Origin of the sequence: Rhizobium sp. CB3090 (genome assembly GCF_029714285.1) — a bacterium.
Taxonomy (GTDB): Bacteria; Pseudomonadota; Alphaproteobacteria; order Rhizobiales; family Rhizobiaceae; genus Rhizobium.
This window is the reverse complement of the sequence record NZ_CP121662.1, coordinates 1,258,803-1,284,116: the sequence shown is the minus strand read 5'-3', so window position 1 is coordinate 1,284,116 and position 25,314 is coordinate 1,258,803. Positions and strand designations below refer to the sequence as shown.

Sequence of the window (25,314 nt, the reverse complement as noted above, 5' to 3'; positions counted from 1 at the left end):
CATGAGTTTTGAGCATGATTTTGCTGGCGGTCTCCTGCGCGCTACCTGTAGCGACGCTATCGGTACACTCACCATCGACAATCCCGGCCGCAAAAACGCCATTACCGCGGCGATGTGGCGCGCCATACCCCAGGCCATCCGCCTTTTGACCGACAAGGCACGGGCGCATGTGATCATCATTCGCGGTGCGGGCCAGGATTTTTCGACCGGCGCCGATATCAGCGAATTCGACAGCCTGCGAAAGGATGCCGAAACCGCCGTCGCCTACGAGGCGCTGAACAGCGACGCGTTCACCGCGATCCGCCACTGCCGGGTGCCGACGATCGCGGCAATCCGCGGCATCTGCTACGGCGGCGGTTTCGGCATTGCAGCCGCCTGCGACCTGCGCGTCGCTGCCGAGGGAGCACGTTTCTCGGTGCCTGCCGTCCGCCTCGGGATCGCCTATCCTGCCGATGCGGTGCAGGACATCGTCAACGCGCTGGGGCCTCAGATGGCTAAGGTCACGCTTTTCACCGGCGCACCGATGTCGACCGACAAGATGGTCATGGCCGGCTTTCTGCTGGAAGAGATTACGGCCGAGGCATTCGACGACGAAGTTTCGGCCCTCGCCCGCGCCATCGCCGCCAATGCGCCGATCGCACTGCATGCCTCGAAGCTCGCGGTTCGTGCCGTGATCGAGCAGGATAGCGACCTCCTGCGCGAAGCGGAGGTGATTGGTGCCGAGACCTTCGACAGCGCCGACTATGCCGAAGGCCGCGCAGCCTTTACCGCGCGGCGCAAACCACATTTCACAGGGAAATGATCGGTTTTATCGATTGGCGAGGCGCTCGTAGAAGTCGAGGACGGCCTGTTTGAACACCTTATCGCCGACGGCGAGCATATGGTCCCGGTTCGGGATATCCAGCGCTTCGGCATGCGGCATCAGCGCCGCGAGCTCGTGCGGCGAACCGGCAATGTCATCCTTGGTGCCGACGCCGATCAAGGTCGGCGCCTCGATCTTTGCCACGTCTTCCTTGGCGACCAGATCGCGCGAGCCCCGGATGCAGGCGGCGAGCGCCTCGCGGTCGCTCTTGTTCTGATCGGCGAAGGCGCGGAACATGCGGCCGCGCAGATGCGTGACGTCGTCAACCGACGGCGCCAATAGTGCATCGGCGATCGGATCCCAATCGCCGACACCATCGACCATGCCGATACCCAGCCCGCCGAATACGAGCGAGCGGACACGATCGGGATGGGCCATCGCCAGGAACGCCGAGATGCGCGCACCCATGGAATATCCCATGATATGGGCTTCGGGGATGCCGAGATGATCGAGCAGCGCAACCGCATCTTCCGCCATGACCCAGGGACGATAGGCTTCGGCATCATAGGCTTTGTCGCTCAAGCCGTGGCCCCTGTTATCGATGGCGATGACCCGGTAACCCGCCTCGCCCAGCGATTTCAGCCAGCCTGGATTGACCCAATTGGCAATCGCGGTGGAGGCAAAGCCGTGAATCAACAGGACCGGCGCGCCATTCGCATCGCCCTCGTCGAAATAGGCCAGCTTGAGCCCGTCATGGACGAAATAGGAAAAGGCAGGACTATTCAAATTCATGGCAAGATCTTCGTGAACATCGTCTCTTTGTCGCGGACCATATTTTATCGGTCATATCAGGTGAACCCCGCGCTCGCGAAAATCTGTGCGCCGCGCCGGACTTTCGCACTACACAATCGACGAGAAGAATTATAAAGAGGGGCAAACAAGTCTGGCGCAACATTCATGCCGCTCAAGGCAGACGCATTCGGAGATCATCATGGCCGGCCACAACATTCCCCATTTCCAGAACGACAGCGGACACCGCGTTATCGAGATCGGCGTGAAGGAATTCATGTGCACCGGCGCCTCGGTCCCCTACGACCATCCGCATATTTTCATCGACATGGGCGATGAAAACGAGAAGGTTTGCTCCTACTGCTCGACGCTTTATCGCTACAATCCATCGCTGAAGGCCGATGAGACCAATCCGGCCGGCTGCGTCTTCCACTTCAAGGCCGCCTGATTTCCCGAGAGCGGATCGGACATAGCTCAATGCCGATCAGGACTGCCGCGATCATCGGTGCCGGAATAGCCGGCCTTACCGCGGCGCTGGCGTTTGCCAAGCATGGCATTCGCTCGGAGATTTTCGAACGGGCCGAAGCGCTGACCGAAGTCGGCGCCGGCCTGCAAATTTCTCCCAACGCATCCCGCATTCTCGACACGCTCGGCGCGCTCGATGCTCTTCGGCCTGTCTGGCTGGAGCCGACGGGAGTGCGGCTGGTCTCCGGTTCATCCTTACAACTACTCGCATCCGTGCCCTGCGGCAGTTTCGCCAGGGAACGCTGGGGCGCTCCCTATGGCACCGTTCATCGTGCGACGCTGCAAAAGGCGCTTCTCGACGCCGTGATGGTCAGCCCACTCTGCAAGCTGCATCTCGGCCGGTCTGTCGATGTCACGGACCGACGGGCGCTGGAGGCGGCCATTGGCGAGGACATGGATCTGATCGTCGGCGCCGATGGCGTCTGGTCGAAGACGCGCGCATTGGTGTCGGGTGCCCCATCACCGCACTTCTCCGGCAATATCGCGTGGCGTTTCACCATCCCCGGGGCATCCGCCCCAAGCGTCCTCGACAGAACGAGCGTCACGGCATTTCTCGGCCCTTCGGCGCATCTGGTCAGCTATCCGATCAAGGAACATGCCGCCTTCAACATCGTGGCGATTATCTCCGGAAGCAGTACGAGCCATGATTGGAGCGCCATCGGCACCAAGGCGCAGCGCGAGCATCTTCTCCAGCGCTTCTCAGCCTGGAACGATGCCATCACGGCAATGCTCGAACGCCAGGAGCAGGCGACCTTCTGGCCGCTCTACGAAGCAAGCGCCGGGCGCTGGCACAATGGCCAGGATGTCATATTAATCGGCGATGCGGCCCATGCGATGATGCCCTTCGCGGCGCAAGGTGCTGCCATGGCGATTGAGGATGCCTTCGAACTCGCCGGCATGGTAGCGTCGCGTCCCCTCGCCGAAGCACTTGATCTCTTCGAAAGGCATCGCGTGCCGCGCATCGCGCGCCTGCGCCGGCGCGGCGCCTTCAATCAATTCGCCTATCATGCCCGCGGACCGGTTCGGCTGGCCCGCAATCTTGTTCTGTCCATGCGTCCGCCGCAAAAGCTCGCGGCGGATCTGGACTGGGTCTACGGCTATCGCGCCATAGGCTGATCAGGCCTCTTTCGCAGCGGAAAGGCCCTTTTCGATATCGGCCTTGATATCGGCGACGTCCTCAAGGCCGATCTGCAGGCGCAGAACCGGCCCTTCCGGCGGCGCCTTGCTGATGCGTCGGTCGTTGAGATTGACGTGCAGCGCGAGGCTTTCGAAGCCGCCCCAGGAATAGCCCAGGCCAAAAATCCGCAGCGCGTCGAGGAAGGCATGGGCCTTGGCCTTGAATTTCTCCGCACTGTCGACAGCCAACACGAAGGAGAAGATGCCGCTCGATCCCTTGAAGTCGCGCTTCCAAAGTTCATGGCTGGGGAAACTCGGCAGCGCCGGATGCAGCACGCGCGCGACGTCGTCGCGGCTATCGAGCCATCGCGCGATGGCGAGCGCGCTTTCCTGATGGCGCTCCAGGCGCACGCCCATGGTGCGCAGGCCTCGCAGCACCTGATAGGCATCATCCGGCGTGCCGCAGATGCCGAGCTGGATATTGGCTTCCTTCAACTGCTCCCAATAAGCGGCATTGGCGGACACGGTCCCCATTAGAATATCGGAGTGACCGGCCGGATATTTCGTCGACGCGTGAATGGAGATGTCGACGCCGTGATCCAGTGGTTTGAAATAGACGGGCGTCGCCCAGGTATTATCCATGGTGACGACGCAGCCATGGCGATGAGCGGCGGTCGATATCGCGGAAATATCCTGCATCTCAAAGGTATTGGAGCCTGGCGCTTCCGTGTGCACCAGCCTGGTGTTCGGCTTGATCAGCAACTCGATGCCGGCGCCGACCAAGGGGTCGTAATATTCGACCTCGACACCGAGACGCTTCAGCATGGTGTCGCAGAAGATACGGGTCGGCCCGTAAACCGAATCGACGATCAGCGCGTGGTCGCCTGAGGACAGAAAGGCAAGGAAAGGCACGGTGATCGCCGCAAGCCCGGATGGCACGAGAATCGTTCCCGCCGATCCCTCCAGCGCATCGATGGCATCGCAAAGCGCGTCGGTCGTCGGCGTGCCGCGCGTGCCATAGGTATATTTCTGATCGCGCGTCTCCATGGTTCGCGCATTCGGAAACAACACCGTCGAGGCATGCACGACCGGCGGATTGACGAAACCGTGGAAATCCGAGGGCGAATTGCCGATGTGGGACAAACGCGTGTTGATGCCGGCGTTTTGCAGCAATGTGTCTTTGTCTTTCATGTCTGGGTATGCCTTTGGCGCTGTGGAGACTTCGATTAGTGGCTGCCGATCCCGGCGGGGTCAACCCCGAACGACCCGGAAAATCCTATTATTACGCACAAGCTAAAATACCGAAATGACGAAACAATACGTCATTTTCGCGCAGTTTTTCGGCAAAACGTTGCTCAAATGGCAGCCAACCGCCCGCTTTTGAGCCTAAACTGGCGAAAACGCCGAATTATTCCTCAATAATTCGGGCTGTGTCTTGACCGGAAATGCATTTACGACTGTGATAGCACTACTCGCGCCGGGAGAGTGAGGGACACGGTTCTCCGAGAGCCTGCTTCGGGGCGATACGCTTTAACTATAAAACAATAGACAAAGGTTGGGAAAGATGAAAAAGATTGCTCTGTCCGTATTCCTCGGAGCGGCAGCTTTGGCATACACCGCGTCGGGCGCTTCGGCTTCGACGTTGAGCGATGTGAAGGCCAAGGGCTTTGTTCAATGCGGCGTGAATAGTGCCCTTCTTGGCTTTTCACAGCCCGACGCTTCCGGGAACTATGCCGGTTTCGACGTGGACCTTTGCAAGGCCGTCGCGGCGGCTGTCTTCGGCGACGTAACCAAAGTAAAGTACACCCCTCTCAGCGCGAAAGACCGCTTCACCGCGCTGCAGTCCGGTGAAATCGATCTGCTTTCACGCAACACCACCTGGACGATCAACCGCGATACCGCGCTCGGCCTCAACTTCCGCCCGGTCACCTATTACGACGGCCAGGGCTTCATGGTTCATAAGGAACTGAACGTAAAATCGGCTCTCGAGCTCTCCGGGGCCGCCGTTTGCGTTCAATCCGGCACGACGACCGAACTCAACCTCGCCGACTACTTCAAGACCAACAACCTTCAGTACAATCCGGTGGTCTTCGACAAGCTCGAAGAAGTCAATGCCGCTTACGACTCCGGCCGTTGCGACGTCTACACCACCGACCAGTCCGGCCTCTACGCGCTGCGCCTGACCCTGAAGAACCCTGACGACAACGTCGTTCTGCCGGAAATCATTTCCAAGGAGCCCCTCGGGCCGGCCGTTCGCCAGGGCGACGACCAATGGTTCGACATCGTGAGCTGGACCGCTTATGCTCTGATCAATGCCGAAGAATTCGGCATTACGCAGAAGAACGTCGATGAGATGAAGAATTCGGCCAATCCGGACATCAAGCGCTTCCTCGGTGTCGAGCAGGGTTCGACCATCGGCAAGGACCTCGGCCTGAGCAACGATTGGGCGTATAACATCATCAAAGGCGTCGGCAATTATGGCGAAGTGTTCGACCGCAACATCGGCGCCGGCAGCCCGCTGAAGATTCAGCGTGGCCTGAATGCCCTGTGGAACAAGGGTGGCATTCAGTACGCACCTCCGGTTCGCTAAGCCGCGACTACGTGACATTGGGAAAGGCGGCTCCCCGCCTTTCCTCCCTTAAGAAAACAAGCCCGAAACGGGCACAGAGGGGAAAAAGTCTGCATGGCAATTACAATAAATTCGCCCGAAGGCGAGCGCTCGTCCGGATCAGCAATAAATAATCCCAAATTCCGAGGCTTGGTTTATCAAGTCCTTACCATCGTAATTCTGCTGGCGTTCGTCGGGTTCATCATCAATAACACCGTCGATAATCTGCGTGCGTCGAACCAACCTTTTGGATTTTCGTTTCTGGGCGGACGCGCCGGTTTCAATCTCGGCCAAGCTCTGATTCCATTTTCGAGCGATTCGACGAATATCGACGCGCTCGTCGTCGGCCTGCTCAATACCGTTCTCATCGCAATATCAGGCATCATCGCGGCGACGATTGTCGGCTTTATCGTCGGCATCGGCAGGCTTTCAGGGAACTGGCTGATCGCAAAGCTTTGCCAGGCCTATGTTGAGGTGTTCCGCAATATCCCGCCGCTGCTCGTCATCTTCTTCTGGTATAGCGGCGTGCTGGTGCTGCTGCCGCAGGCTCGCGAAGCCTTGCATCTGCCGTTCTCCAGCTATCTTAGCAATCGCGGCCTTGCCTTTCCGAGCCCGATTTTCGGCGCCGGGATGTGGGCCGTCGGCATTGCCGTCGTGGTCGCCATCATAGCGATATTCTTCATGGCCCGCTGGGCGCATAAGCGACAGGCGGCGACAGGCAAGCAATTTCACACGATTTGGGTTTCTGCGGCGATATTCATCGGTTTGCCGCTCCTGACCTTCTTCGCAGCCGGCATGCCGCTTTCCTTCGACTATCCTGTCGCCGGCAAGTTCAATCTGACCGGCGGCTCCGTCATTGGGCCGGAATTCATTTCGCTGTTCCTCGCGCTTTCCTTTTACACGGCCTCCTATATCGCCGAAATCGTCCGCGGCGGTATCCGCGCCGTCGCGAAGGGGCAATCGGAAGCTGCCGGTGCGCTTGGGCTTCGCTCTGGCGCCATCACGCGGCTCATCATCATTCCACAGGCAATGCGCATCATCATTCCGCCGTTGAGCAGCCAGTATCTCAATCTGACGAAGAACTCCTCGCTCGCAATCGCCATCGGCTATGCCGATCTCGTCGCTGTCGGCGGCGTCATTCTCAATCAGTCCGGCCGAGCCATCGAAGTATTCATCATCTGGATGCTTGTCTACCTTGCGCTGAGCATCGCGACCTCGCTGTTCATGAATTGGTTCAATGCCAAGATGGCTTTGGTGGAGAGATAAGATGTCCAACGGAAGCCAAAGCTTTGTGAGCAAAACAATTCTTCCGCAACTGCCGGCTCCATCGAGCGAAAAAGGCGTCGTTCATTGGGTCAGGAAAAATCTGCTGGCGACACCGAAAGACGTGGTTCTAACCATCCTAGCGATAGCCTTCCTCGCGTGGGCCGTTCCGCATATTGTCAACTGGCTGTTCATCCAGGCGGTGTGGAACGGTACGGACCGCACCTTCTGCGCGACCACCGTGCAGGGCGGGACGCAACCGGACGGTTGGAGCGGCGCTTGCTGGGCGTTCGTCCGAGCGAAATTCACCATCTTCATGGTCGGCCTTTATCCACCGGAGGAGCGCTGGCGGCCGGCATTGGTCGCGATTCTCACCATCATCCTGTTTGTGCCGATGATGACGCCGTCGGTGCCCAGAAAGGGATTGAATGCCATCTTGGCATTCATCGTGCTCCCTATCGTCTCGTTTTTCCTGCTTTACGGTGGCTTCGGGCTGGAGATCGTGGAAACGCAGAAGTGGGGCGGCTTGATGGTAACGCTCGTCCTTTCCTTCGTTGCGATCGTCGTCTCCTTTCCCGTCGGCATTCTGCTTGCGCTCGGACGACGCTCGAAAATGCCGGTTATCCGCATGCTATGCGTCCTCTTCATCGAGGTCATCCGCGGCATTCCGCTGATTACAGTGCTGTTCATGGCCAGCGTCATGTTGCCGCTCTTCCTGCCGCAGGGCTGGACGGTGGACAAGCTGCTGCGCGCAGTCGTCGGTGTCTCGCTGTTTACCTCGGCCTATATCGCCGAAGTCATCCGCGGCGGTCTTCAAGCTGTGCCGAAGGGCCAGTTCGAAGGTGCCGATTCGCTGGGCCTCGGCTACTGGCAGAAGATGCGCTTGATTGTTCTGCCGCAGGCGATCAAGCTGGTCATACCCGGCATCGTCAACACCTACATCGGCATGTTCAAAGATACGTCGCTGGTGTCGATCATCAGCATGTTTGACCTGCTCGGCATCGTTCGCCAGAATTTCTCCGACGCAAACTGGGCAAGCGCCGTGACGCCGATTACGGGTTTGGTTTTCGCCGGCTTCATATTCTGGCTGTTCTGCTTCGGCATGTCGCGCTATTCAGGCTTCATGGAACGCCATCTCGACACTGGCCACAAACGATAAAAACTGAGGGAAAAAATATGGCTGACGCCCAACCGAAAAAACTGACCATTTCCGACACGGAAGTCGCGGTTGAAATGATCAACATGAACAAGTGGTACGGCGATTTCCACGTGTTACGCGACATCAACCTTAAGGTCATGCGCGGCGAGCGAATCGTTATTGCCGGGCCTTCCGGTTCCGGCAAGTCGACGATGATTCGCTGCATCAACCGCCTTGAGGAGCATCAGAAGGGCCAGATCATCGTCGATGGCACGGAACTGACGAACGACCTGAAGAAGATCGATGAGGTGCGCCGTGAAGTCGGCATGGTGTTCCAGCACTTCAACCTCTTCCCCCATCTGACGATCCTGGAAAACTGCACGCTGGCGCCGATCTGGGTGCGCAAGATGCCGAAAAAGCAGGCTGAGGAGATTGCGATGCACTTCCTCACCCGCGTCAAGATTCCCGAGCAGGCGAAGAAATATCCTGGCCAGCTTTCCGGCGGTCAGCAGCAGCGTGTGGCGATTGCCCGTTCGCTCTGCATGAACCCGAAGATTATGCTGTTCGACGAGCCGACGTCGGCGCTCGATCCGGAAATGATCAAGGAAGTGCTGGATACCATGGTGGGTCTCGCCGAAGAAGGCATGACGATGCTCTGCGTCACCCACGAAATGGGCTTCGCCCGCCAAGTCGCCAACCGTGTGATCTTCATGGACCAGGGCCAGATCGTCGAACAGAACTCCCCCAAGGAATTCTTCGAACATCCGCAGCACGAACGCACCAAGCTGTTCCTGAGCCAGATTCTTCACTGAGGGGACCATGCGACAACCTAAACCCGTCGGCTGTGACCAGGCCGGCGGGTTTTTCTATGTGCATTCGGGATTTACGACGGCCGCTGCGGTTAACCATATTGACATCTGGCGCAAACCAGAACATTTTGTGAACAAATCAGGGCAAGCACAATGGCATCCGGCGAAAAATTCATTATCCTTCCTTATAAGAAGAACCGTGGAAATCTGGTCCCGGGAGAGATGCGGCAGGCATCGAGCGCCGCCAGCGCGGAAAAGATCGCCTCCTCCATGTCCGCACGTTTCGTTGGCGTTGCCGCCTATGCGATCATGGTCGACGAAGAGACCGGCGACATGACCTCCCCTCGCCTCCTGGCCCGGCACGGCGAGATCGCCGACCTCAACGTCGCCTGACCAACTATCGCCGCTAAAAGGCGTCCCTTTCTGAGGCGCCGTTAACGTAACGGCCAGCGGCAAGAACATAGTCATAGCGCCCCGCCCTAAACTCGATATATTGCCGACCGCTGCGTGCGGATGCAGTTTATAGGCATCGGGGGACGAGACGGGACGTGAAGAAAAGCGACAGGATAATCGCTGCGCTGGCGCTTCTCAGCGCAGCAATCATCGTCGTAAGAGTGATCGGTGCAATGGCCGGTTATGACCTCATCGACATGGCAGTGAATGCAACCAGACCGGCAGACTCCGGCGGATGGCCGATGGAGGCGCATTGAGTCTGGCTCTGCTGCGGCGCTGGGTGCTGCAACGGACTGACAAATAGTGAGGGTGGGATAATTGCGAAACGAGATTCGCAAGGTCGACGAAACGGCGCAGATGTGACAGATCTTGGTAATCTGTTGTATCGCGCTCTCCCTTAGGCAATCGACCAGACTGAGACAAGGCAGTTCACAAGTCTATCGCTCACCAAGTCAAGAGAGGACGGACAGAGCCATAGGAACCCGGTTGCGACCCGCTTGGAGCTAACTGATTGTCTCGCTGGACTCTCTCAGACCATCGCCGACGGTCGGCCGCTTTGTCTTTGGCGGTGGCGGGATCTGTCGATTTTCTCGTTTCTACGGAACCAGATTGTCCGCCGACCGTCGAGCAGGAAACAAAGAAAACAGCGGGAAAAATAATCAGAATGCCCAAGGCAACTGCCCTCGTGAGCCCGTAGTAGATCGGCTGCATAGACATCCCTAATGCTCGCTTTGACCATCTGTCATAAAGAGGGATGTTATTCGATTTCGCATCGAGTGGAAACTAAAGGCTGGACGCTTGGCAAGATTCTCGCTGGCCACGGCAACAACGAATTGAAGGCTCGTTTTGGCTGGCGCAGCGACGCCATGCCCAATCTCTACAGTCGCGAAGCAGGCAACAAGCGCCTTGCAATTTCGGGCGCAGCGAAACTTAACGAGAACATCCTAACCCCTCAATCCGATCCAGTGAGGGTAAAACAGGAAAATAATTATTCAAATCAATTGGTTCAAAAAGAGATGGCGACCCCTGCAGGATTCGAACCTGCGACCACCTGCTTAGAAGGCAGGTGCTCTATCCAGCTGAGCTAAGGGGCCTGAAATCAAGCCGCCGCGAACCGGTCGCGGCTGACAACACATGCCTGAAACTTCCGTCAAACTCAATGGCAATCGAATTCGACGAGTGCCGGATCAATGGGTCCAGGGCTGGATGCGATTGAAACGGAAGTTATCCGTATAGGAGACAACCTGGCGGTTGGCGTCCTTGGGGGCGAGGACGCGGTATTCGATGCCATTGCGCTGGGCGTAGGCCTCGGCCTGTTCCTGCGTCTCGAAAGTCAGCTTGAGCTGCTGGCGCGTGTCGGCCGACGAGGTATAGCCCATGATCGGATCGATCTTGCGCGGGATTTCCTGGTCGAATTCCAAAACCCACAACTGGGTCTTGGCCTTGCCGGATTGCATGGCGGTTTTTGCGGGACGGTAAATCTTGGCAGGCATCGCTGCAGCGCCTCCGGATAAGCGGGACAGTCCCGCCTTTTTGCTTCTCTAGTCTTTGCCCAGCCTGTAATGGCAGAGCATTGTCAAATTTTGCTTAGCCGCGAATCCCTTTGTTTTCAAGCAAAAAGGCGGCCAGACCGCATTACAATCCATCGATATCAGGGGGATTTAAATGGTCGGAGTGGAGAGATTCGAACTCCCGACCCTCTGGTCCCAAACCAGATGCGCTACCAGACTGCGCTACACTCCGTACCTGTCGCGTCATTTCTTCAGATGATCGCGTCGTTCCGCTTTGCAGAACGAGTGCGGAGATACACGGTTCATCCTCATGCTGCAACAGCTAAAATCGCGTTGAAGCGCCGATCCCGGGGAAAATCTATTTGCCGAGTTTGGCGGAAATCGTGGCGCTGGTCACCTTGTCACCGATGGCAAGGCCGAGTTTTCTGGCGGTGCCGCCGTTCAGCTCGATGACGTAAAGCACCGGCCCGCCGGAACTGATGATCTCTTCCGAATAGGGTGCGGCGTTTTCCTGAATGTGGGTGACCACACCGCTCTTGTCCAGGAAGAGCATATCGAGCGGCAATACGGTGTTCTTCATCCACATCATGACAGGACGTGGTGCACCGAAATCGAAAAGCATGCCGTGATCCGCCGGCATGCTCTTGCGATACATCAAGCCGAACTGAAGCTGCGGCTCGGTCAACGCCAATTCCACGGTGAATTTATGCGTCACGCCCTTTGCGGTTTTGATCGACAAAGGCTCCGAATCGAACGTTACCGATTTCTCGCTGGCCACCTGCGCGGCAAAGGCGGGAGCGGATGCCCCGACAAGAAAAAGCGCCATGATGGCGCTCTTCAAAACAGCAGAAAACGTAGCTCTGGTCATATCAATGCGGCCGCGTCACCGGGCTTGGCGCATCCGGATGGATTTCCGCCGCCATCAGCCCCTTCTCACCTGGCCCGAAGCGGACGAGAACCACCTGCCCTGGCCGCAATTCCGCCAGACCGAAACGACGCAGCGTTTCCATATGCACGAAGATGTCCTCCGTGCCCTCGCCGCGCGTCAGGAAACCGAATCCCTTGGTGCGGTTGAACCACTTGACCAAGGCGCGCTCCAGGCCGCTTGTCGCCGTGACCTGGACATGTGTGCGCACCGGCGGCATCTGCGACGGGTGCACGGCGGTCGACTGATCCATGGAGAGGATCTTGAAAGCCTGATATCCACGTTCGCGACGCTGGATCAGCGCGACGATGCGCGTTCCCTCGAGAATGGTCTGATAGCCGTCACGGCGCAGGCACGTCACATGCAACAGAACGTCCTGCATGCCGTTATCCGGAACGATGAAGCCAAAACCCTTGGCGACGTCGAACCATTTGACGACGCCGGAGATTTCGATGAGCTCGACGGCCTCGCCCGACATCTCTCCGAAGTCGACGATTCCCTTCGATGAAATTCTGTCACCCATCTTAGCCAGCCCTCGATTACGCGTCACACTGTTACAGTTAACTGATTCCTTGAAATCAAGATTAACATCTTGGTAACGGAAAAGCGCAAGTCCTAGTTTTCGTTTATTCCCAACCGTAGATTAGCGCGCCGAGTCTTGCCTGAAGCTGGTGTCTCGTTTCATGATCGTCTCAGCGCAAACATTAGAGAGGAAACAGAATGCGTTATCTCCACACCATGGTTCGCGTTACCGATCTCGACGCCTCACTGCACTTTTATAGCACTCTCTTCGGCCTCACCGAAACCCGTCGCTACGAAAACGAGAAAGGCCGTTTCACACTCGTTTTCCTTGCTGCCAGCGAAGATGTAGACACCTCACGAAGCAACGGCGCCCCCAGCCTGGAGCTCACCTACAACTGGGACCCCGAGGAGTATACCGGAGGACGGAACTTCGGTCACCTTGCCTATGAGGTCGATGACATCTACGCAATCTGCCAGAAGCTCATGGACAATGGCATTACCATCAACCGGCCGCCCCGCGATGGTCACATGGCTTTCGTGCGTTCTCCGGACGGCATTTCCATCGAGATTCTGCAGAAGGGCGCCAATCTGGCTCCAGCCGAGCCCTGGGCTTCGATGCCCAACACTGGCGCCTGGTAAAGCGCTGGCTTTCGCGAAGCTTGCGGCGCGCGCGGAGCCATCGGTTTCGCGCTTGCCGGCCATACCCGCTCTCCGGCATGCTTGGGACGACTCGAAGCATCATGCATCGGATTTCGTGCGGTCATCGTTCCCAGTTTGAGCCGCGCGACATCATCGTCCCTCGCAAGAGGCCGTTCCGGTGCCAACTTTCAAGCGGGGAACGTCCTTTGTGCGATCGGCAGATTTTATCCGGCAATAAAAAGCTCGCAAGCGCTATTGCCGTCGCCATGTCATTTGTAATGCTCACCGGCTGCGCGACGACAGGCGACAAGCAGAAGCAGGAGGCCGCGGCCGAGCCGCAGCCCAGTGCTGCCGAACAGCTTGCCGACGCCCTCAACACCAAAGCGGACGCGAAACGGCAAAAGGGCGATGTTGCCTATCGCGATCCGCTGGTACACAGCGTCCATGGCACACGGCAGCAGGTGGTCGCCGAAGAGACGAGCAGCCAATCCTTCTTCCCGCCGGCACCGGCCGGAGCGGCACCTGTGGCCACCGACGCGCCGGCCGGCATAGCCGGCGTGGTGACGCAGCCGACGGGTATTAACGCCAACAGAAGCAGCATCTATTCGGCGCCTGCGCCGATTGCCGTCAATCCGGACGGAACGCTGGCCAATACCCAGCCGGGTGGCGGACAGCCGCAGGGACCCACGCCGATCATGCGCAGCGTCTACAGCATGCCGCCCAGTGCCACGCAGAATGCCACACCACAACAGGGCAATGGTGGCATGCCGGTCGACCAAACGTCCCAGGCTGTGATTCCCCCGCCCGTCATCCGCAATGCCGCCTATGCATCGGGAAGCCCGATGAAGCCGACCGCGGACGCGACACCCTCGAAAATCCTGCCCGCCCGCGGCTCTAACGCCCGTAGGATAGACAGCAAGGAAGCCCTGATGCTTGCGCATATCGTAGCCTCGAAGGGCCAGGGCCAAGATGGCAAGCCGCTGATAACGCAGCCGCAGGGCGGAGCGGGGCTCTAAGCCGGCTTCATCCGCAAATCTCCACAACATGCTGTTAAGGCAAGCTTATTCAAACTTGGTCGAAGCGTTACGCTTCTGTCATTTTTTCCAAAAAAAAGCGAAATAGGCGCTTGCGGGAATGAAATCGCCCCGCTATAAGCGCGCCACACAACAGCACGCGCCCTTCGTCTATCGGTTAGGACGACAGATTTTCATTCTGTAAAGAGGGGTTCGACTCCCCTAGGGCGTGCCACTGTTCTTCCTCTCTTCCGACAATGATCTATCTTCCGCTTGCAGCGGCTTTGCGCTATTCCTATATGGTCGCAAGCGCAGGCTGCGCCCTTCGTCTATCGGTTAGGACGACAGATTCTCATTCTGTAAAGAGGGGTTCGACTCCCCTAGGGCGTACCAATCAGACCCATTCCGAACTTTTCCACAATTGCCTCGAAAAATCTGGCTCTACCCATGGATTTTTCTCGATTTTCCGCTTGCGGGAACAAAAGGTGCTGACTATAAGGGCGCCACAGCACGCGCCCTTCGTCTATCGGTTAGGACGACAGATTTTCATTCTGTAAAGAGGGGTTCGACTCCCCTAGGGCGTGCCACTGTTTCCCTTCCCTAAATCTCTGATTCTGCTGAGCTAAAGCGTCGATTGCCATTCGCGTCTCACGGCGCCTTGGCGGCATCCATGACACGCAATTGCACACGCCTTGCGCCCTGCCAATGATCGGCGCCGAGCGTGCCGGCGATGTGGATTTGTGATCCGCGGGAGGAGAGCAGCAGCTCGCCGAGGGGCGTTTCAACGGCGCGGAAGGCGATGCCGTCGAGGCGGCCGCCGTCCTGGGCCTCGAGGGTGATCTTGATGTGCGATTGGCCGACGAGGCGCGAATCGCGCAGGCGGTGGCTTGGAAGGGCGAAGATCGGCTGCGGGTGGCCGGAGCCGTAGGGGCCTGCGGTTTCGAGCTGGTCGACAAGCTCCACTGTCGCGCCGCCGGCACCGAGCGCACCGTCGATCTTCAGCGTTTCGTTGGCGACGAGACCAGCGACTTGTCTTTCCGCCTTCTCCGTGAAGAAGGCGCGGAGTTTGCCGAGATTGGCGCGCTCCACCGTCAGGCCCGCCGCCATGGCATGGCCGCCGCCCTTTGTCAGTAGGCCGGCATCGACGGCAGCGCGCACCATGCGGCCCATGTCGAAGCCATTGATCGAGCGTCCGGAGCCAGTGCCCCGCCCCATCCTATCAAAAGCAATGGCAAAGGCCGGGCGGCGGAACTTATCCTTCAGCCGCGAGGCGATCAGCCCGACGATGCCGGGATGCCAGTTCTCCCGCGCCGTGACGATGACGGAGGCTCCATCGCCGTTGCCGTATTCGGCCAGCGCTTCAGCCTCCGCCTCCTGCAACATGGCCGCTTCCATCGCCTGGCGCTCACGATTGAGCTCGTCCAGCCTCTCGGCGATCGTCTCGGCCTCCGAGGCAACGTCGAGCGTCAGCAGCCGGGCGCCAAGTGCTGCATCGCCGATGCGCCCGCCGGCATTGATGCGCGGGCCGATCATGAAGCCGAAGTGATAGGGGCTTACAGGGCCGCCGAGACCCGCCTTTCGAAAAAGGGCGGCAAGGCCGGGATTGCCCTGATGGCGCGCTGCAATCAGGCCTTTAACGACGTAGGCGCGATTCAGCCCTTTCAGGGGCACGACATCGCAAACCGTTGCCAAGGCGACGATATCGAGCCAGGCAAGCAGGTCGATGGAGCGAACCCGGGCATCGCCTGCCTCACGCAATTGCCGCAGGGCCGCGACCAGGACCATGAAGACGACGCCGGCGGCGCAGAGATGTCCCTGCCCCGATAGATCGTCTTCGCGATTCGGATTGACCAGTGCGTGGCAATGCGGCAGCTCATGTGCAACCTGATGATGATCGATGACGACGACATCGATATTGCGGGCTTTCGCCGCTTCCAGCGATTCGAAGCTGGTGGAACCACAGTCGACGGTGACGATCAGCGTTGCGCCATTATCGATGAGCTGATTGATGGCAGCCGGATTCGGGCCATAGCCTTCAAAGATGCGGTCTGGAATATAGATGCTGGCTGGCACGCCGAAATGGCTGAGAAAACGATAGAGCAGCGCCGAGGATGCTGCGCCATCGACGTCGTAATCACCAAAGATCGCGACTGTCTCGCCCGTCTTGACGGCGTGCAGCAGGCGTTGCGCCGCCTTCTCGCAGTCCGTCAGCAGATGGGGATCGGGCATCAGGCTGCGGATCGTGGGATCGAGGAAGGCCATGGCCTCCTCGAGGCCGACACCGCGGCCGGCGAGAACGCGGGCAATCAGATCCGGCAGTCCGTGGGTTTGAGCGATGGCCAGCGCCCGGTTCTGGCCGGCCTGGTCGAGCCGGGAAACCCAGCGGTTGCCGGAGACGGAGCGCTCGACGCCCAGAAATGCCCGCTGCACAGGATCTGCCGGCTGTTCCACCATCTCTCCCAGAATTAGAAGACCCGTTCCGATTTGTCGGAGCGGGCCTTGGTCGTCAGACTATTCCTTTGGCCGTTCGATGCGGATGACCTGCGGCTCGCCGACAAGGTAGCCCTCGGTCTTGATCGCGGCGACGGCCTTGCGCACCGAATCTTCCGTCGTCGCATGCGTGACGAGGATGATCGTCTGATGATGGGCCGGAGCCAGGTGCTGCGTTGCGCGCTGCATGATCGATTCCAGCGAGATGTGGTTTTCCGCCATGCGGGTCGCGACGCTGGCGAAAACGCCGGTGCGATCGAGAACGGTCAGGCGGATGAAATAGCCGCCCTCGTGGCTCCGCATCTGCGCCTTACGATAGGGCTCCAACGCCTTGGCGGGATGACCGAGCACCGGCACGCGCTGCGCGCCCGGCTGGCTCTTGGCGATGTCGGCAATATCGCCAAGTACGGAGGACGCCGTCGCGTTGCCGCCGGCGCCGGGGCCGACCATCAGCAGTTCGCCGAGGATATCCGATTCGACCGCGACGGCATTGGTGACGCCGTCGACCTGGGCGATGACCGACTCGAGCGGCACCATGGTCGGGTGAACGCGCTGTTCGATGCCGCTTTCAGTGCGCTGGGCAACGCCGAGCAGCTTGATGCGGTAGCCGAGGTCGGCCGCGGCGCGGATGTCCTCGATGGAAATATTGGTGATCCCCTCGAGATAGATATCGTCGGCAGCGATGCGGTTGCCGAAGGCGAGCGTCGTCAGGATGGCGAGCTTATGCGCCGTGTCGTTGCCCTCGATGTCGAAGGCCGGATCGGCTTCGGCATAACCGAGACGCTGGGCTTCCTTCAGGCAATCGGCGAATGACAGGCCCTCTTTCTCCATCCGCGACAGGATGTAGTTGCAGGTGCCGTTCATGATGCCGTAGACGCGCGAGATCGTGTTACCGGTCAGGGATTCACGCAGCGCCTTGATGATGGGAATGCCGCCAGCGACTGCCGCTTCGAAGTTGAGCAGCGCGCCCTTTTCTTCGGCAATCTCGGCAAGTTCGACGCCATGATAGGCGAGCAGCGCCTTGTTGGCGGTGACGACGTGCAAGCCGCGGGCAAGGGCCGCACGGACTGCTGCGTTGGCGGCGCCTTCGGCACCGCCGATCAACTCGACGAAGACGTCGATGTCGGCCTTCTGCGCCAGATCGACCGGGCCGCCGAACCATTCGATGCCGGCAAGGTCGATGCCACGATCCTTGCTGCGATCGCGGGCCGTGACGGCGACGATCTTAACGGGACGGCCGCAAGTAACGGCAAGCTCGTTGGCGCGGCTCTGAATGATACGGACAAGCGAGGCGCCAACGGTGCCCAAGCCCGCAATGCCGATTTTGAGGGCATCTGCCATGAGGAATTCCTGATCAATGTCGTGGGGCACGGCAGCCGCGGAAACGGCTGCCGTGAAAAATTAAGAGCGATGGGCGTTCAGTGAAATCACATTATGCATGGTCTCATCCGCGGTGGAGAGGAAGCGCTTCAAATTGCGCGCCGCCTGACGGATGCGATGCTCGTTCTCGACCAGCGCGATGCGGACGTAATCATCGCCCTGCTCGCCGAAGCCGATGCCCGGCGCCACTGCGATATCGGCCTTCTCGACCAGAAGCTTCGAGAACTCCAGCGAACCGAGATGGCGGAATTTTTCCGGGATCTTCGCCCAGGCAAACATCGTCGCTGCCGGCGGCGGCACATCGAAGCCGGCCTTGCCGAAGCTGTCGACCAGCACGTCGCGTCGGCGCTTGTAGATGTTGCGGACTTCCGCAATATCGGAGCCGTCACCGTTCAGCGCATGCGTCGCCGCCACCTGGATCGGTGTGAAGGCGCCGTAGTCGAGGTAGGATTTGACACGCGTCAAAGCCGCAATCAGACGCTCGTTGCCGACGGCGAAACCCATGCGCCAACCAGGCATGGAGAAGGTCTTCGACATCGAGGTGAACTCGACGGTGACATCCATCGCGCCCGGAACTTCGAGAACGGACGGCGGCGGATCATCGTTGAAGTAGATTTCCGAATAGGCAAGATCCGACAGCACGATGATGTCGTGCTTCTTGGCGAAGGCGACGACTTCCTTGTAGAAATCCAGCGTCGCGACATAGGCCGTCGGGTTGGACGGATAGTTGAGGATCAAGGCCAGCGGCTTCGGGATAGAGTGCCGCACAGCCCGTTCCAGCGGCGGGAAGAAGCTATCGTCCGGCTCGACCTGCATAGAGCGGATGACGCCGCCAGCCATCAGGAAACCGAAGGCATGGATCGGATAGGTCGGGTTCGGGCAGAGGATAACGTCACCCGGCGCCGTGATTGCCTGCGCCATATTGGCGAAGCCTTCCTTGGAGCCGAGGGTGGCAACCACCTGCGTATCCGGATTGAGCTTGACGCCGAAGCGGCGGGCATAATAGGCGGCCTGCGCGCGGCGCAGACCGGGAATGCCCTTGGACGAAGAATAGCGATGCGTGCGCGGGTCCTGAACCACTTCGCAGAGCTTGTCGACGATGGCCTTGGGGGTCGGAAGGTCCGGATTGCCCATGCCGAGGTCGATAATGTCGGCCCCGCCCGCTCGCGCGCTGGCCTTCAAACGGTTGACCTGTTCGAAGACGTAGGGCGGCAAGCGCCGGACTTTATGAAACTCTTCCATTTCTTTCCCCATGGGACAGCGGCCCTCAAAACCGCAATGAAGTTCGTCAATCTCCCGGTGAGCCGCGATACGAACTCCGGAATCGCGGCGCCGCAACTATACTGACGCGAAGGATACGGTGAATCTTTGGCGGTTATGAACGCAATGCGCTATCAACCAGGAAGAAACATCGAAATTCAGCCTAGCTGAACGCTTTGCGTCCAAATCGCCTGAAACGCAAGGCTAATTCTGCGTCGGCGCGGGCGTCTGGCTGGGATCGGCACTCTGCTGCTGAATTTCCGACAGCGTGTCCTGGCCGTGTTCGGCTGCGAGCTTACGCATGTCGGCCACACGCTTCTGATATTCGGCCTCCGAAATCGTGCCGGCTTTGCGCTGTGCGCCGAGCGCCGTCAATTTCTTGCCGATATCGGCCGCCTGCTGGTCGTTGATCTGAACATTCGCCGCCGTCGGAGGAGCGTTGAAGGAAGGATAACCGTCCTTGTAGTGCTGCTGGGTGTTGCCTTCATCGACCGGCTTGCCTTCAGCGGACTTGACGACGACAGCTTGTGGAGCCTGCTTGCTCTTCGCAAAGGCTGCTTTCTCCTCAGGCGTCGTGCAGCCGGCAAGCGCCAGCGCAAGAATGCCGCACAAAGCACCGCAAAATACGGAATACCGGTTGAGTCTTGCCACCATGCCGCCGCCCATATGTCGTCCTGCTCTCTTCCTTGCCGTGGGTTGCGACTGTTAAATTTGTCGCAGCGGCAAAGCAAGAGCAGGGTTGCGTTTCATTCGACTTGTATTCCTTTTCCAGCAAGATGTACAAATGGAAAACAAAGTGAGCTGCCGCCGGGAGGATGATGCGTGACCGACAGCAAGCGGGATAAAAGTGAAGGCAACGGCGCCTTTCAGGGCTTCGATGCGAAGTCGGTCGAGCCTTACATTGTCAAAGATCCCGAGGCGATGGCCGTGAACTTTGCCCGTGCGTTGGAAAATCTCGGCAAAGCTGCTTCTGCCTGGCTTGCGCCACGGGAGCGCGGCGAGAAGGTCGACACCGTCGCCGATCCGATGACCGATATGGTCAAGACGCTTTCCAAGGTCAGCGAATACTGGCTTTCCGATCCGCGCCGGACATTGGAAGCACAGACCAATCTTCTATCCGGCTATTTCGGCCTGTGGACGAAAACCATGCAGCGTCTCAGCGGCGATTCGGCGGCCGCGTCTGAACCCGAACCGATCAAGGACAAACGCTTCGCCGATGAGGATTGGCAGAAAAATCCTTTCTTCGATTTCCTGCGCCAAACCTATCTCCTGACCGCCGGCTGGGCAGACAAGCTAGTTACCGACGCCGAAGGGCTGGACGAGCACACGCGCCATAAGGCCTCCTTCTATACCAAGCAGATCACCGCGGCGCTGTCGCCGACCAATTTCGTCGCCACCAATCCGCAGCTTTATCGCGAGACCGTCGCCTCCAATGCCGAAAACCTGGTGCGCGGCATGAAGATGTTCGCCGAGGATATCAGCGCCGGCCGCGGCGAATTGCGGTTGCGCCAGACCGACATGACGAAATTCGCGGTCGGGCGGGACATGGCACTGACGCCCGGCAAGGTAATCGCGCAGAGCGAGGTCTGCCAGGTCATTCAATATGAAGCGGCAACCGATAAAGTCTTGAAACGGCCGTTGCTGATCTGCCCACCCTGGATCAACAAATTCTACATTCTCGATCTCAATCCGCAGAAATCCTTCATCAAATGGTGTGTCGAACAGGGGCACACCGTTTTCGTGATTTCCTGGGTCAATCCGGATAAGCGCCATGCGGCCAAGGATTGGACATGTTATGCGCGCGAAGGCATCGATTTCGCGCTGGAGACGATCGAGAAGGCAACCGGCGAAAAAGAGGTCAACGCGGTCGGTTATTGCGTCGGCGGCACGCTGCTGGCGGCAACGCTTGCTTTGCATGCCAAGGAAAAGAACAAGCGCATCCGCACCGTGACTTTTCTGACTACGCAGGTCGATTTCACCTTTGCCGGCGATCTCAAGGTTTTCGTCGATGAGGAGCAAATCTCGGCGCTGGAAGAGCAGATGAAGGCAGTCGGCTATCTCGAAGGCTCGAAAATGGCGACGGCCTTCAACATGCTGCGCGCCTCAGAGCTGATCTGGCCCTATTTCGTCAACAGCTATCTGAAAGGCCAGGAACCCCTGCCCTTCGATCTCCTGTTCTGGAACGCCGATTCCACGCGAATGGCCGCCGCCAACCATTCGTTTTATCTGCGCAATTGCTATCTCGACAACGCTCTAAGCCAGGGGAAGATGGTGCTCGACGGCAAAAAACTGTCGCTGAAGGACGTGAAGATACCCGTCTACAACCTGGCAACGCGCGAGGATCACATCGCGCCGGCCAAATCCGTCTTCATCGGCAGCCAGTTCTTCGGCGGGCCGGTGGAGTTCGTGGTGACCGGGTCCGGTCATATCGCCGGCGTCGTCAATCCGCCGGACAAGCACAAATACCAGTTCTGGACAGGCGGCCCGGTCAAGGGCGACTATGATCAATGGCTAGATGAGGCCAAGGAGACGCCGGGCTCCTGGTGGCCACATTGGCTTGCATGGATCAAGAGCAATGACAGCCGCATGGTTCCTGCCCGTAAGCCCGGCGGCGGAGCACTGAACGCCATTGAGGAAGCTCCCGGCAGCTTCGTCATGGAGCGCGCGTAAGCGGCGGTTATCCATGCTCTTCAATCCGCCCCTCGTTCCCGCGCGGCTGATCGCCCGCTATAAGCGCTTCCTTTTCGATGCCGAATTGGAGAGCGGCGAGATCATCACCGGATCCTGTCCGAACACCGGCTCGATGCAGGGCCTGACGACACCGGGTTCACGCATCTGGCTTTCCGAACACGACAGTCCGAAGCGCAAATATCGTCACGTCTTCGAACTGATCGAAGCCGATGGCACCACAGTCGGGGTCAACACCGCCATGCCGAACCGGCTGGCGGCGGAGGCGATCGCTCTCCGCCAGATTTCCGACCTCGGCTATTACACGAGCGTTCGGCGCGAGCAAAATTATGGCCGCAATTCCCGTATCGACCTGCTCTTGACCGATCCTTTGCGGACGACCACCTATGTCGAAGTCAAGAATGTGCATTTCATGCGCCAGCCGGGCCTTGCCGAATTTCCCGATACGGTGACAGCCCGCGGCGCCAAGCATCTCGAAGAACTCGGCGATATGGCGGAAGCGGGATATCGCGCCGTCATGCTGTTCGTGATCCAGCGGCACGACTGCAACCGCTTTCGTGTCTGCAGCGATCTCGACACCGTTTATGCGGCTGCTTTCGAGCGAGCTTTGAAACGCGGCGTCGAAGTCTATGCGTTGAAATGCAGAGTTTCGTCGACGGAAATAACGCCCGCTGGGTTGATCCCGATAGACGAACCCGGCATAGCTGCATTAAATACCAGTATAAAGATTTCTGCTGAAGGCTGATCATGGTGAATTACATCGAAGCGGCAACGGCGCCGTCGAAGAATACGGGCGCCATCCGCCTCTACGGGCAAGATGCTTTCGCAGGAATGCGCAAGGCGTGCCAGTTGACCGCCCGTTGTCTCGACGAACTGGCTGCAATCGTCAGGCCTGGCGTACCGACCGATGTCATCGACCGATTCGTCTTCGAGTTCGGCATGGATCACGGCGCCTATCCGGCGACGCTGAACTATCGCGGCTATATGAAATCCTCCTGCACGTCGATCAATCACGTCGTCTGCCACGGCATTCCCAACGACAAGCCGCTGCGCGACGGTGATATCGTCAATATCGACGTGACCTATGTGCTTGACGGCTGGCACGGTGATTCCAGCCGCATGTATCCGGTCGGCGAGATCAAACGTTCGGCGGAGCGGCTGCTCGAAGTGACCCATGAATCACTGATGCGCGGCATCGCCGCCGTGCGTCCCGGTGCGCGGACCGGCGCCATCGGTGAAGCGATCCAGGCCTATGCCGAAGCGGAGCGCTGCTCCGTCGTGCGGGACTTTTGCGGCCACGGCGTCGGCAGCCTCTTCCATGATTCGCCGAACATCCTGCATTACGGCCGCGCCAGCGAGGGCCCGGAACTGCGCGAAGGCATGATCTTCACCATCGAGCCGATGATCAATCTCGGACGACCGCATGTGAAAGTGCTTGGCGACGGCTGGACAGCGGTCACGCGTGACCGCTCGCTGTCGGCGCAGTACGAGCACACCGTCGCCGTTACCGCGACCGGCTGCGAAATATTCACCCTTTCGCCCGGCGGTCTCGACCGTCCCGGCCTGCCGCCGCTGCAGGGGTAATACATGGCAAGGCGCCCCGCTTCCTCTTCCGGACATGGCGACATGCCCGTCGATAGCGGCGGGGCGGCGGATGGCCTTGAAGGCGCGTCGCTTTTCGACGAACGGCTGTTTTTCGCCCACCAACCAGCCAAGGCTACGCTGCGCGACAAACCGGCAAAACCACCGAGCATACCGGCCAATGCCGAGGCTCACTATCACGGCCACCGAGAACGACTGCGCAATCGCTATCGCGATGGCGGCGATGCGGCGCTTGCCGATTACGAAATCCTCGAGCTCTTGCTGTTTCGGCTGATTCCGCGCCGAGACACCAAGCCGATCGCCAAGGCGCTGCTTGCCCGCTTCGGCACGCTCGGCGGCGTCTTCGGCGCGCCAACCAATCTGCTGCAGGAAATCAGCGGCGTCGGCGAAGCCGTGGCCCTCGATCTGAAGTTGGTGGCGAGTGTTGCACAGCGCATGCTGAAAAGCGAGCTGACGGGCAAGCCGGTGCTCTCCTCCTGGAAAGCTCTGATCGACTACTGCCATACAGCCATGGCGCATGAGAGGCGCGAACAGTTTCGGATCCTGTTTCTCGACAAGCGCAATGCCCTGATCGCCGACGAAGTGCAGGGTTTGGGCACGATCGATCACACGCCCGTCTATCCGCGCGAGGTGGTCAGACGGGCACTCGAACTCTCAGCCACCGCCATTATTCTCGTGCACAACCACCCCTCCGGGGACCCCACTCCTTCGCGCGCCGATATCGATATGACAAAGACGATCATCGACACGGCCGGTCCTTTGGGCATTACTGTCCACGATCATATTATCATCGGCAAGAACGGCCACGTCAGCTTCAGAGCACTACGTCTGGTCTGAAACGTCTTTCTCAGATATATTAAAACGTTAAAATACTTACGTAATGTATTGTTTTTTCTATATTGATCAGCACAAATACCGATCTGGAGCACTGAAGCATCGATAGTTCCTACCTCGGGAGCTCTCCTCCGCTTTTAAGGTATTTGTCAGGATGTTCTGACACAACGACTGCGCCTCCAGATCGGCGCATTTGCCGGCGGAAGCGGTTGTTTTGTTTACGCCTTATCCGCCCGAGGTGCGGCATATCCGGAGATTACATTGCCGAAGACGTCATCGCCGCTTTCTCATCGTCTGCGCCGCGTCGGCCGTGGTATTCTTTTTGCGTTTTCCCCGTTTGCGCTGATCGCCGGCGGTTTCTATGCTCATATGCTCTGGACAACGAATTTCCATCCAGTCATTGCAGGCGAGGTCTACCGCTCTTCTCAGCCGTCACCGGCGACGATCGCCGAACTGCAGAAGCAGTATGGTATCAAGACCATCATCAATCTGCGCGGCGACAATAGCGGCCGTAGTTGGTATGACAACGAAGTCGCCCAGGCGAAGGAACTCAATATCAACCACATCGACTTCAAGATGTCTTCCAGCCGCGAACTGACTCAGGAGCGAGCAGCTCAGCTCGTCGAGATCATGCGCGATGCGCCGAAGCCATTGTTGATCCATTGCCAGGCCGGCGCAGACCGCACGGGGCTTGCCTCTGCCCTCTATCTCGCTGCTATCGCCAAAACCGGCGAAGCGGTTGCAGAGAGCCAGATGTCGATCATCTACGGACATCTGCCGCTTTCCTTTACCCATGCCTATGCCATGGACCGGACTTTTGAAAAGCTGGAGCCTTGGCTCGGCCTTTCCAGCTCCTGATCATTTCCTGTTAGATAATCTGTAACATTGAGCGGCTACCGGTTGACGGGCAGCATGTTGCGTTGCGACATTGATTCCATAGATTTCAT

General features: G+C 58.9%; 25 protein-coding genes and 5 tRNA genes. 19 read left to right on the top strand and 11 right to left on the bottom strand.

What is annotated here, in order from left to right; genetic code table 11:
* Position 1: 1 nt before the first annotated feature.
* Positions 2 to 802 carry an enoyl-CoA hydratase-related protein gene (locus QA646_RS06295; RefSeq protein WP_283058180.1) on the top strand — a complete coding sequence of 267 codons (801 nt, stop codon included), beginning with the start codon at positions 2 to 4 and terminating at the stop codon, positions 800 to 802.
* Positions 803 to 808: 6 nt separating this feature from the next.
* Here the strand turns inward: QA646_RS06295 and QA646_RS06290 are convergent, their stop codons facing one another.
* Positions 809 to 1,594: an alpha/beta hydrolase gene (locus QA646_RS06290; RefSeq protein WP_283058179.1), complete on the bottom strand. Its 786-nt coding sequence runs from the start codon at positions 1,592 to 1,594 to the stop codon at positions 809 to 811.
* Positions 1,595 to 1,793: 199 nt separating this feature from the next.
* Here QA646_RS06290 and QA646_RS06285 point away from each other — a divergent pair, with 199 nt between their 5' ends.
* Together QA646_RS06285 and QA646_RS06280 are read left to right on the top strand one after the other, a co-directional pair.
* The gene (locus QA646_RS06285) at positions 1,794 to 2,039 is read left to right on the top strand and encodes a zinc-finger domain-containing protein (protein WP_283058178.1); all 246 of its coding nucleotides are present in this window, start codon (positions 1,794 to 1,796) and stop codon (positions 2,037 to 2,039) included.
* 29 nt (positions 2,040 to 2,068) lie between these two features.
* Positions 2,069 to 3,232, top strand: a complete 1,164-nt coding sequence (locus tag QA646_RS06280; protein WP_283058176.1) for an FAD-dependent monooxygenase — start codon at positions 2,069 to 2,071, stop codon at positions 3,230 to 3,232.
* On the opposite strand, the gene QA646_RS06275 is transcribed toward QA646_RS06280, so the two are convergent.
* Entirely contained in the window at positions 3,233 to 4,423 is a 1,191-nt protein-coding gene (locus tag QA646_RS06275; RefSeq protein ID WP_283058175.1) for a cystathionine beta-lyase, read from the bottom strand.
* 373 nt (positions 4,424 to 4,796) lie between these two features.
* Between QA646_RS06275 and QA646_RS06270 the strand changes: the two genes are divergently transcribed.
* From QA646_RS06270 to QA646_RS06245, 6 genes are all read left to right on the top strand, one after another.
* Complete coding sequence (locus QA646_RS06270) at positions 4,797 to 5,822, top strand: amino acid ABC transporter substrate-binding protein (protein ID WP_283058174.1); 1,026 nt, start codon at positions 4,797 to 4,799, stop codon at positions 5,820 to 5,822.
* A gap of 93 nt (positions 5,823 to 5,915) precedes the next feature.
* The gene (locus QA646_RS06265) at positions 5,916 to 7,106 is read left to right on the top strand and encodes an amino acid ABC transporter permease (protein WP_283058173.1); all 1,191 of its coding nucleotides are present in this window, start codon (positions 5,916 to 5,918) and stop codon (positions 7,104 to 7,106) included.
* Position 7,107: 1 nt separating this feature from the next.
* Complete coding sequence (locus QA646_RS06260) at positions 7,108 to 8,262, top strand: amino acid ABC transporter permease (protein WP_283058172.1); 1,155 nt, start codon at positions 7,108 to 7,110, stop codon at positions 8,260 to 8,262.
* Between the two features lie 17 nt (positions 8,263 to 8,279).
* The gene (locus QA646_RS06255) at positions 8,280 to 9,053 is read left to right on the top strand and encodes an amino acid ABC transporter ATP-binding protein (protein WP_028754999.1); all 774 of its coding nucleotides are present in this window, start codon (positions 8,280 to 8,282) and stop codon (positions 9,051 to 9,053) included.
* A gap of 150 nt (positions 9,054 to 9,203) precedes the next feature.
* On the top strand, positions 9,204 to 9,443 hold the full coding sequence (locus QA646_RS06250; RefSeq protein ID WP_283058170.1) for a hypothetical protein: 240 nt from the start codon (positions 9,204 to 9,206) through the stop codon (positions 9,441 to 9,443).
* A 155-nt stretch (positions 9,444 to 9,598) separates the two neighbouring features.
* Positions 9,599 to 9,760: a hypothetical protein gene (locus QA646_RS06245; protein WP_283058169.1), complete on the top strand. Its 162-nt coding sequence runs from the start codon at positions 9,599 to 9,601 to the stop codon at positions 9,758 to 9,760.
* 760 nt (positions 9,761 to 10,520) lie between these two features.
* Here QA646_RS06245 and QA646_RS06240 read toward each other — a convergent pair.
* The 5 genes from QA646_RS06240 to QA646_RS06220 form a co-directional block, all read right to left on the bottom strand.
* Positions 10,521 to 10,597: transfer RNA gene (locus QA646_RS06240), tRNA-Arg, on the bottom strand.
* A 93-nt stretch (positions 10,598 to 10,690) separates the two neighbouring features.
* On the bottom strand, positions 10,691 to 10,996 hold the full coding sequence (locus QA646_RS06235; protein ID WP_028753853.1) for an ETC complex I subunit: 306 nt from the start codon (positions 10,994 to 10,996) through the stop codon (positions 10,691 to 10,693).
* A gap of 173 nt (positions 10,997 to 11,169) precedes the next feature.
* A tRNA-Pro gene (locus QA646_RS06230) sits at positions 11,170 to 11,246 on the bottom strand.
* Positions 11,247 to 11,372: 126 nt separating this feature from the next.
* Positions 11,373 to 11,840, bottom strand: coding sequence for a DUF192 domain-containing protein (locus tag QA646_RS06225; protein ID WP_283058168.1), 468 nt, complete (start codon positions 11,838 to 11,840; stop codon positions 11,373 to 11,375).
* A 43-nt stretch (positions 11,841 to 11,883) separates the two neighbouring features.
* Positions 11,884 to 12,462, bottom strand: coding sequence for a cold-shock protein (locus QA646_RS06220; RefSeq protein ID WP_028753855.1), 579 nt, complete (start codon positions 12,460 to 12,462; stop codon positions 11,884 to 11,886).
* A 197-nt stretch (positions 12,463 to 12,659) separates the two neighbouring features.
* Between QA646_RS06220 and QA646_RS06215 the strand changes: the two genes are divergently transcribed.
* From QA646_RS06215 to QA646_RS06195, 5 genes are all read left to right on the top strand, one after another.
* The gene (locus QA646_RS06215; protein ID WP_283058167.1) at positions 12,660 to 13,100 is read left to right on the top strand and encodes a VOC family protein; all 441 of its coding nucleotides are present in this window, start codon (positions 12,660 to 12,662) and stop codon (positions 13,098 to 13,100) included.
* A 266-nt stretch (positions 13,101 to 13,366) separates the two neighbouring features.
* Positions 13,367 to 14,116, top strand: coding sequence for a hypothetical protein (locus QA646_RS06210; protein WP_283058166.1), 750 nt, complete (start codon positions 13,367 to 13,369; stop codon positions 14,114 to 14,116).
* A 157-nt stretch (positions 14,117 to 14,273) separates the two neighbouring features.
* Positions 14,274 to 14,348: transfer RNA gene (locus QA646_RS06205), tRNA-Glu, on the top strand.
* 83 nt (positions 14,349 to 14,431) lie between these two features.
* Positions 14,432 to 14,506, top strand: a tRNA-Glu gene (locus tag QA646_RS06200).
* A 119-nt stretch (positions 14,507 to 14,625) separates the two neighbouring features.
* Positions 14,626 to 14,700: transfer RNA gene (locus QA646_RS06195), tRNA-Glu, on the top strand.
* Positions 14,701 to 14,761: 61 nt separating this feature from the next.
* On the opposite strand, the gene recJ is transcribed toward QA646_RS06195, so the two are convergent.
* The 4 genes from recJ to QA646_RS06175 all read right to left on the bottom strand — a co-directional run bounded on the left by recJ (position 14,762) and on the right by QA646_RS06175 (position 19,897).
* Positions 14,762 to 16,567 (bottom strand): single-stranded-DNA-specific exonuclease RecJ, encoded by a 1,806-nt coding sequence (gene recJ / locus QA646_RS06190; RefSeq protein WP_283058164.1) that lies wholly within the window; start codon positions 16,565 to 16,567, stop codon positions 14,762 to 14,764.
* A 57-nt stretch (positions 16,568 to 16,624) separates the two neighbouring features.
* Positions 16,625 to 17,944, bottom strand: coding sequence for a homoserine dehydrogenase (locus tag QA646_RS06185; RefSeq protein WP_283058163.1), 1,320 nt, complete (start codon positions 17,942 to 17,944; stop codon positions 16,625 to 16,627).
* 60 nt (positions 17,945 to 18,004) lie between these two features.
* The gene (locus tag QA646_RS06180; protein WP_107107907.1) at positions 18,005 to 19,225 is read right to left on the bottom strand and encodes an LL-diaminopimelate aminotransferase; all 1,221 of its coding nucleotides are present in this window, start codon (positions 19,223 to 19,225) and stop codon (positions 18,005 to 18,007) included.
* A 222-nt stretch (positions 19,226 to 19,447) separates the two neighbouring features.
* Positions 19,448 to 19,897: a hypothetical protein gene (locus QA646_RS06175; protein ID WP_283058162.1), complete on the bottom strand. Its 450-nt coding sequence runs from the start codon at positions 19,895 to 19,897 to the stop codon at positions 19,448 to 19,450.
* A 168-nt stretch (positions 19,898 to 20,065) separates the two neighbouring features.
* Between QA646_RS06175 and phaC the strand changes: the two genes are divergently transcribed.
* From phaC to QA646_RS06150, 5 genes are all read left to right on the top strand, one after another.
* The gene (phaC, locus tag QA646_RS06170; RefSeq protein WP_283058161.1) at positions 20,066 to 21,913 is read left to right on the top strand and encodes a class I poly(R)-hydroxyalkanoic acid synthase; all 1,848 of its coding nucleotides are present in this window, start codon (positions 20,066 to 20,068) and stop codon (positions 21,911 to 21,913) included.
* Between the two features lie 13 nt (positions 21,914 to 21,926).
* Positions 21,927 to 22,676: a DNA/RNA nuclease SfsA gene (gene sfsA, locus QA646_RS06165; RefSeq protein ID WP_283058160.1), complete on the top strand. Its 750-nt coding sequence runs from the start codon at positions 21,927 to 21,929 to the stop codon at positions 22,674 to 22,676.
* Positions 22,677 to 22,678: 2 nt separating this feature from the next.
* Positions 22,679 to 23,515 (top strand): type I methionyl aminopeptidase, encoded by an 837-nt coding sequence (map, locus tag QA646_RS06160; RefSeq protein WP_283058158.1) that lies wholly within the window; start codon positions 22,679 to 22,681, stop codon positions 23,513 to 23,515.
* Between the two features lie 3 nt (positions 23,516 to 23,518).
* Positions 23,519 to 24,370, top strand: coding sequence for a DNA repair protein RadC (gene radC / locus QA646_RS06155; protein WP_283058157.1), 852 nt, complete (start codon positions 23,519 to 23,521; stop codon positions 24,368 to 24,370).
* A 258-nt stretch (positions 24,371 to 24,628) separates the two neighbouring features.
* Complete coding sequence (locus QA646_RS06150) at positions 24,629 to 25,225, top strand: dual specificity protein phosphatase family protein (RefSeq protein WP_283058156.1); 597 nt, start codon at positions 24,629 to 24,631, stop codon at positions 25,223 to 25,225.
* The last annotated feature ends 89 nt before the right edge of the window (positions 25,226 to 25,314 follow it).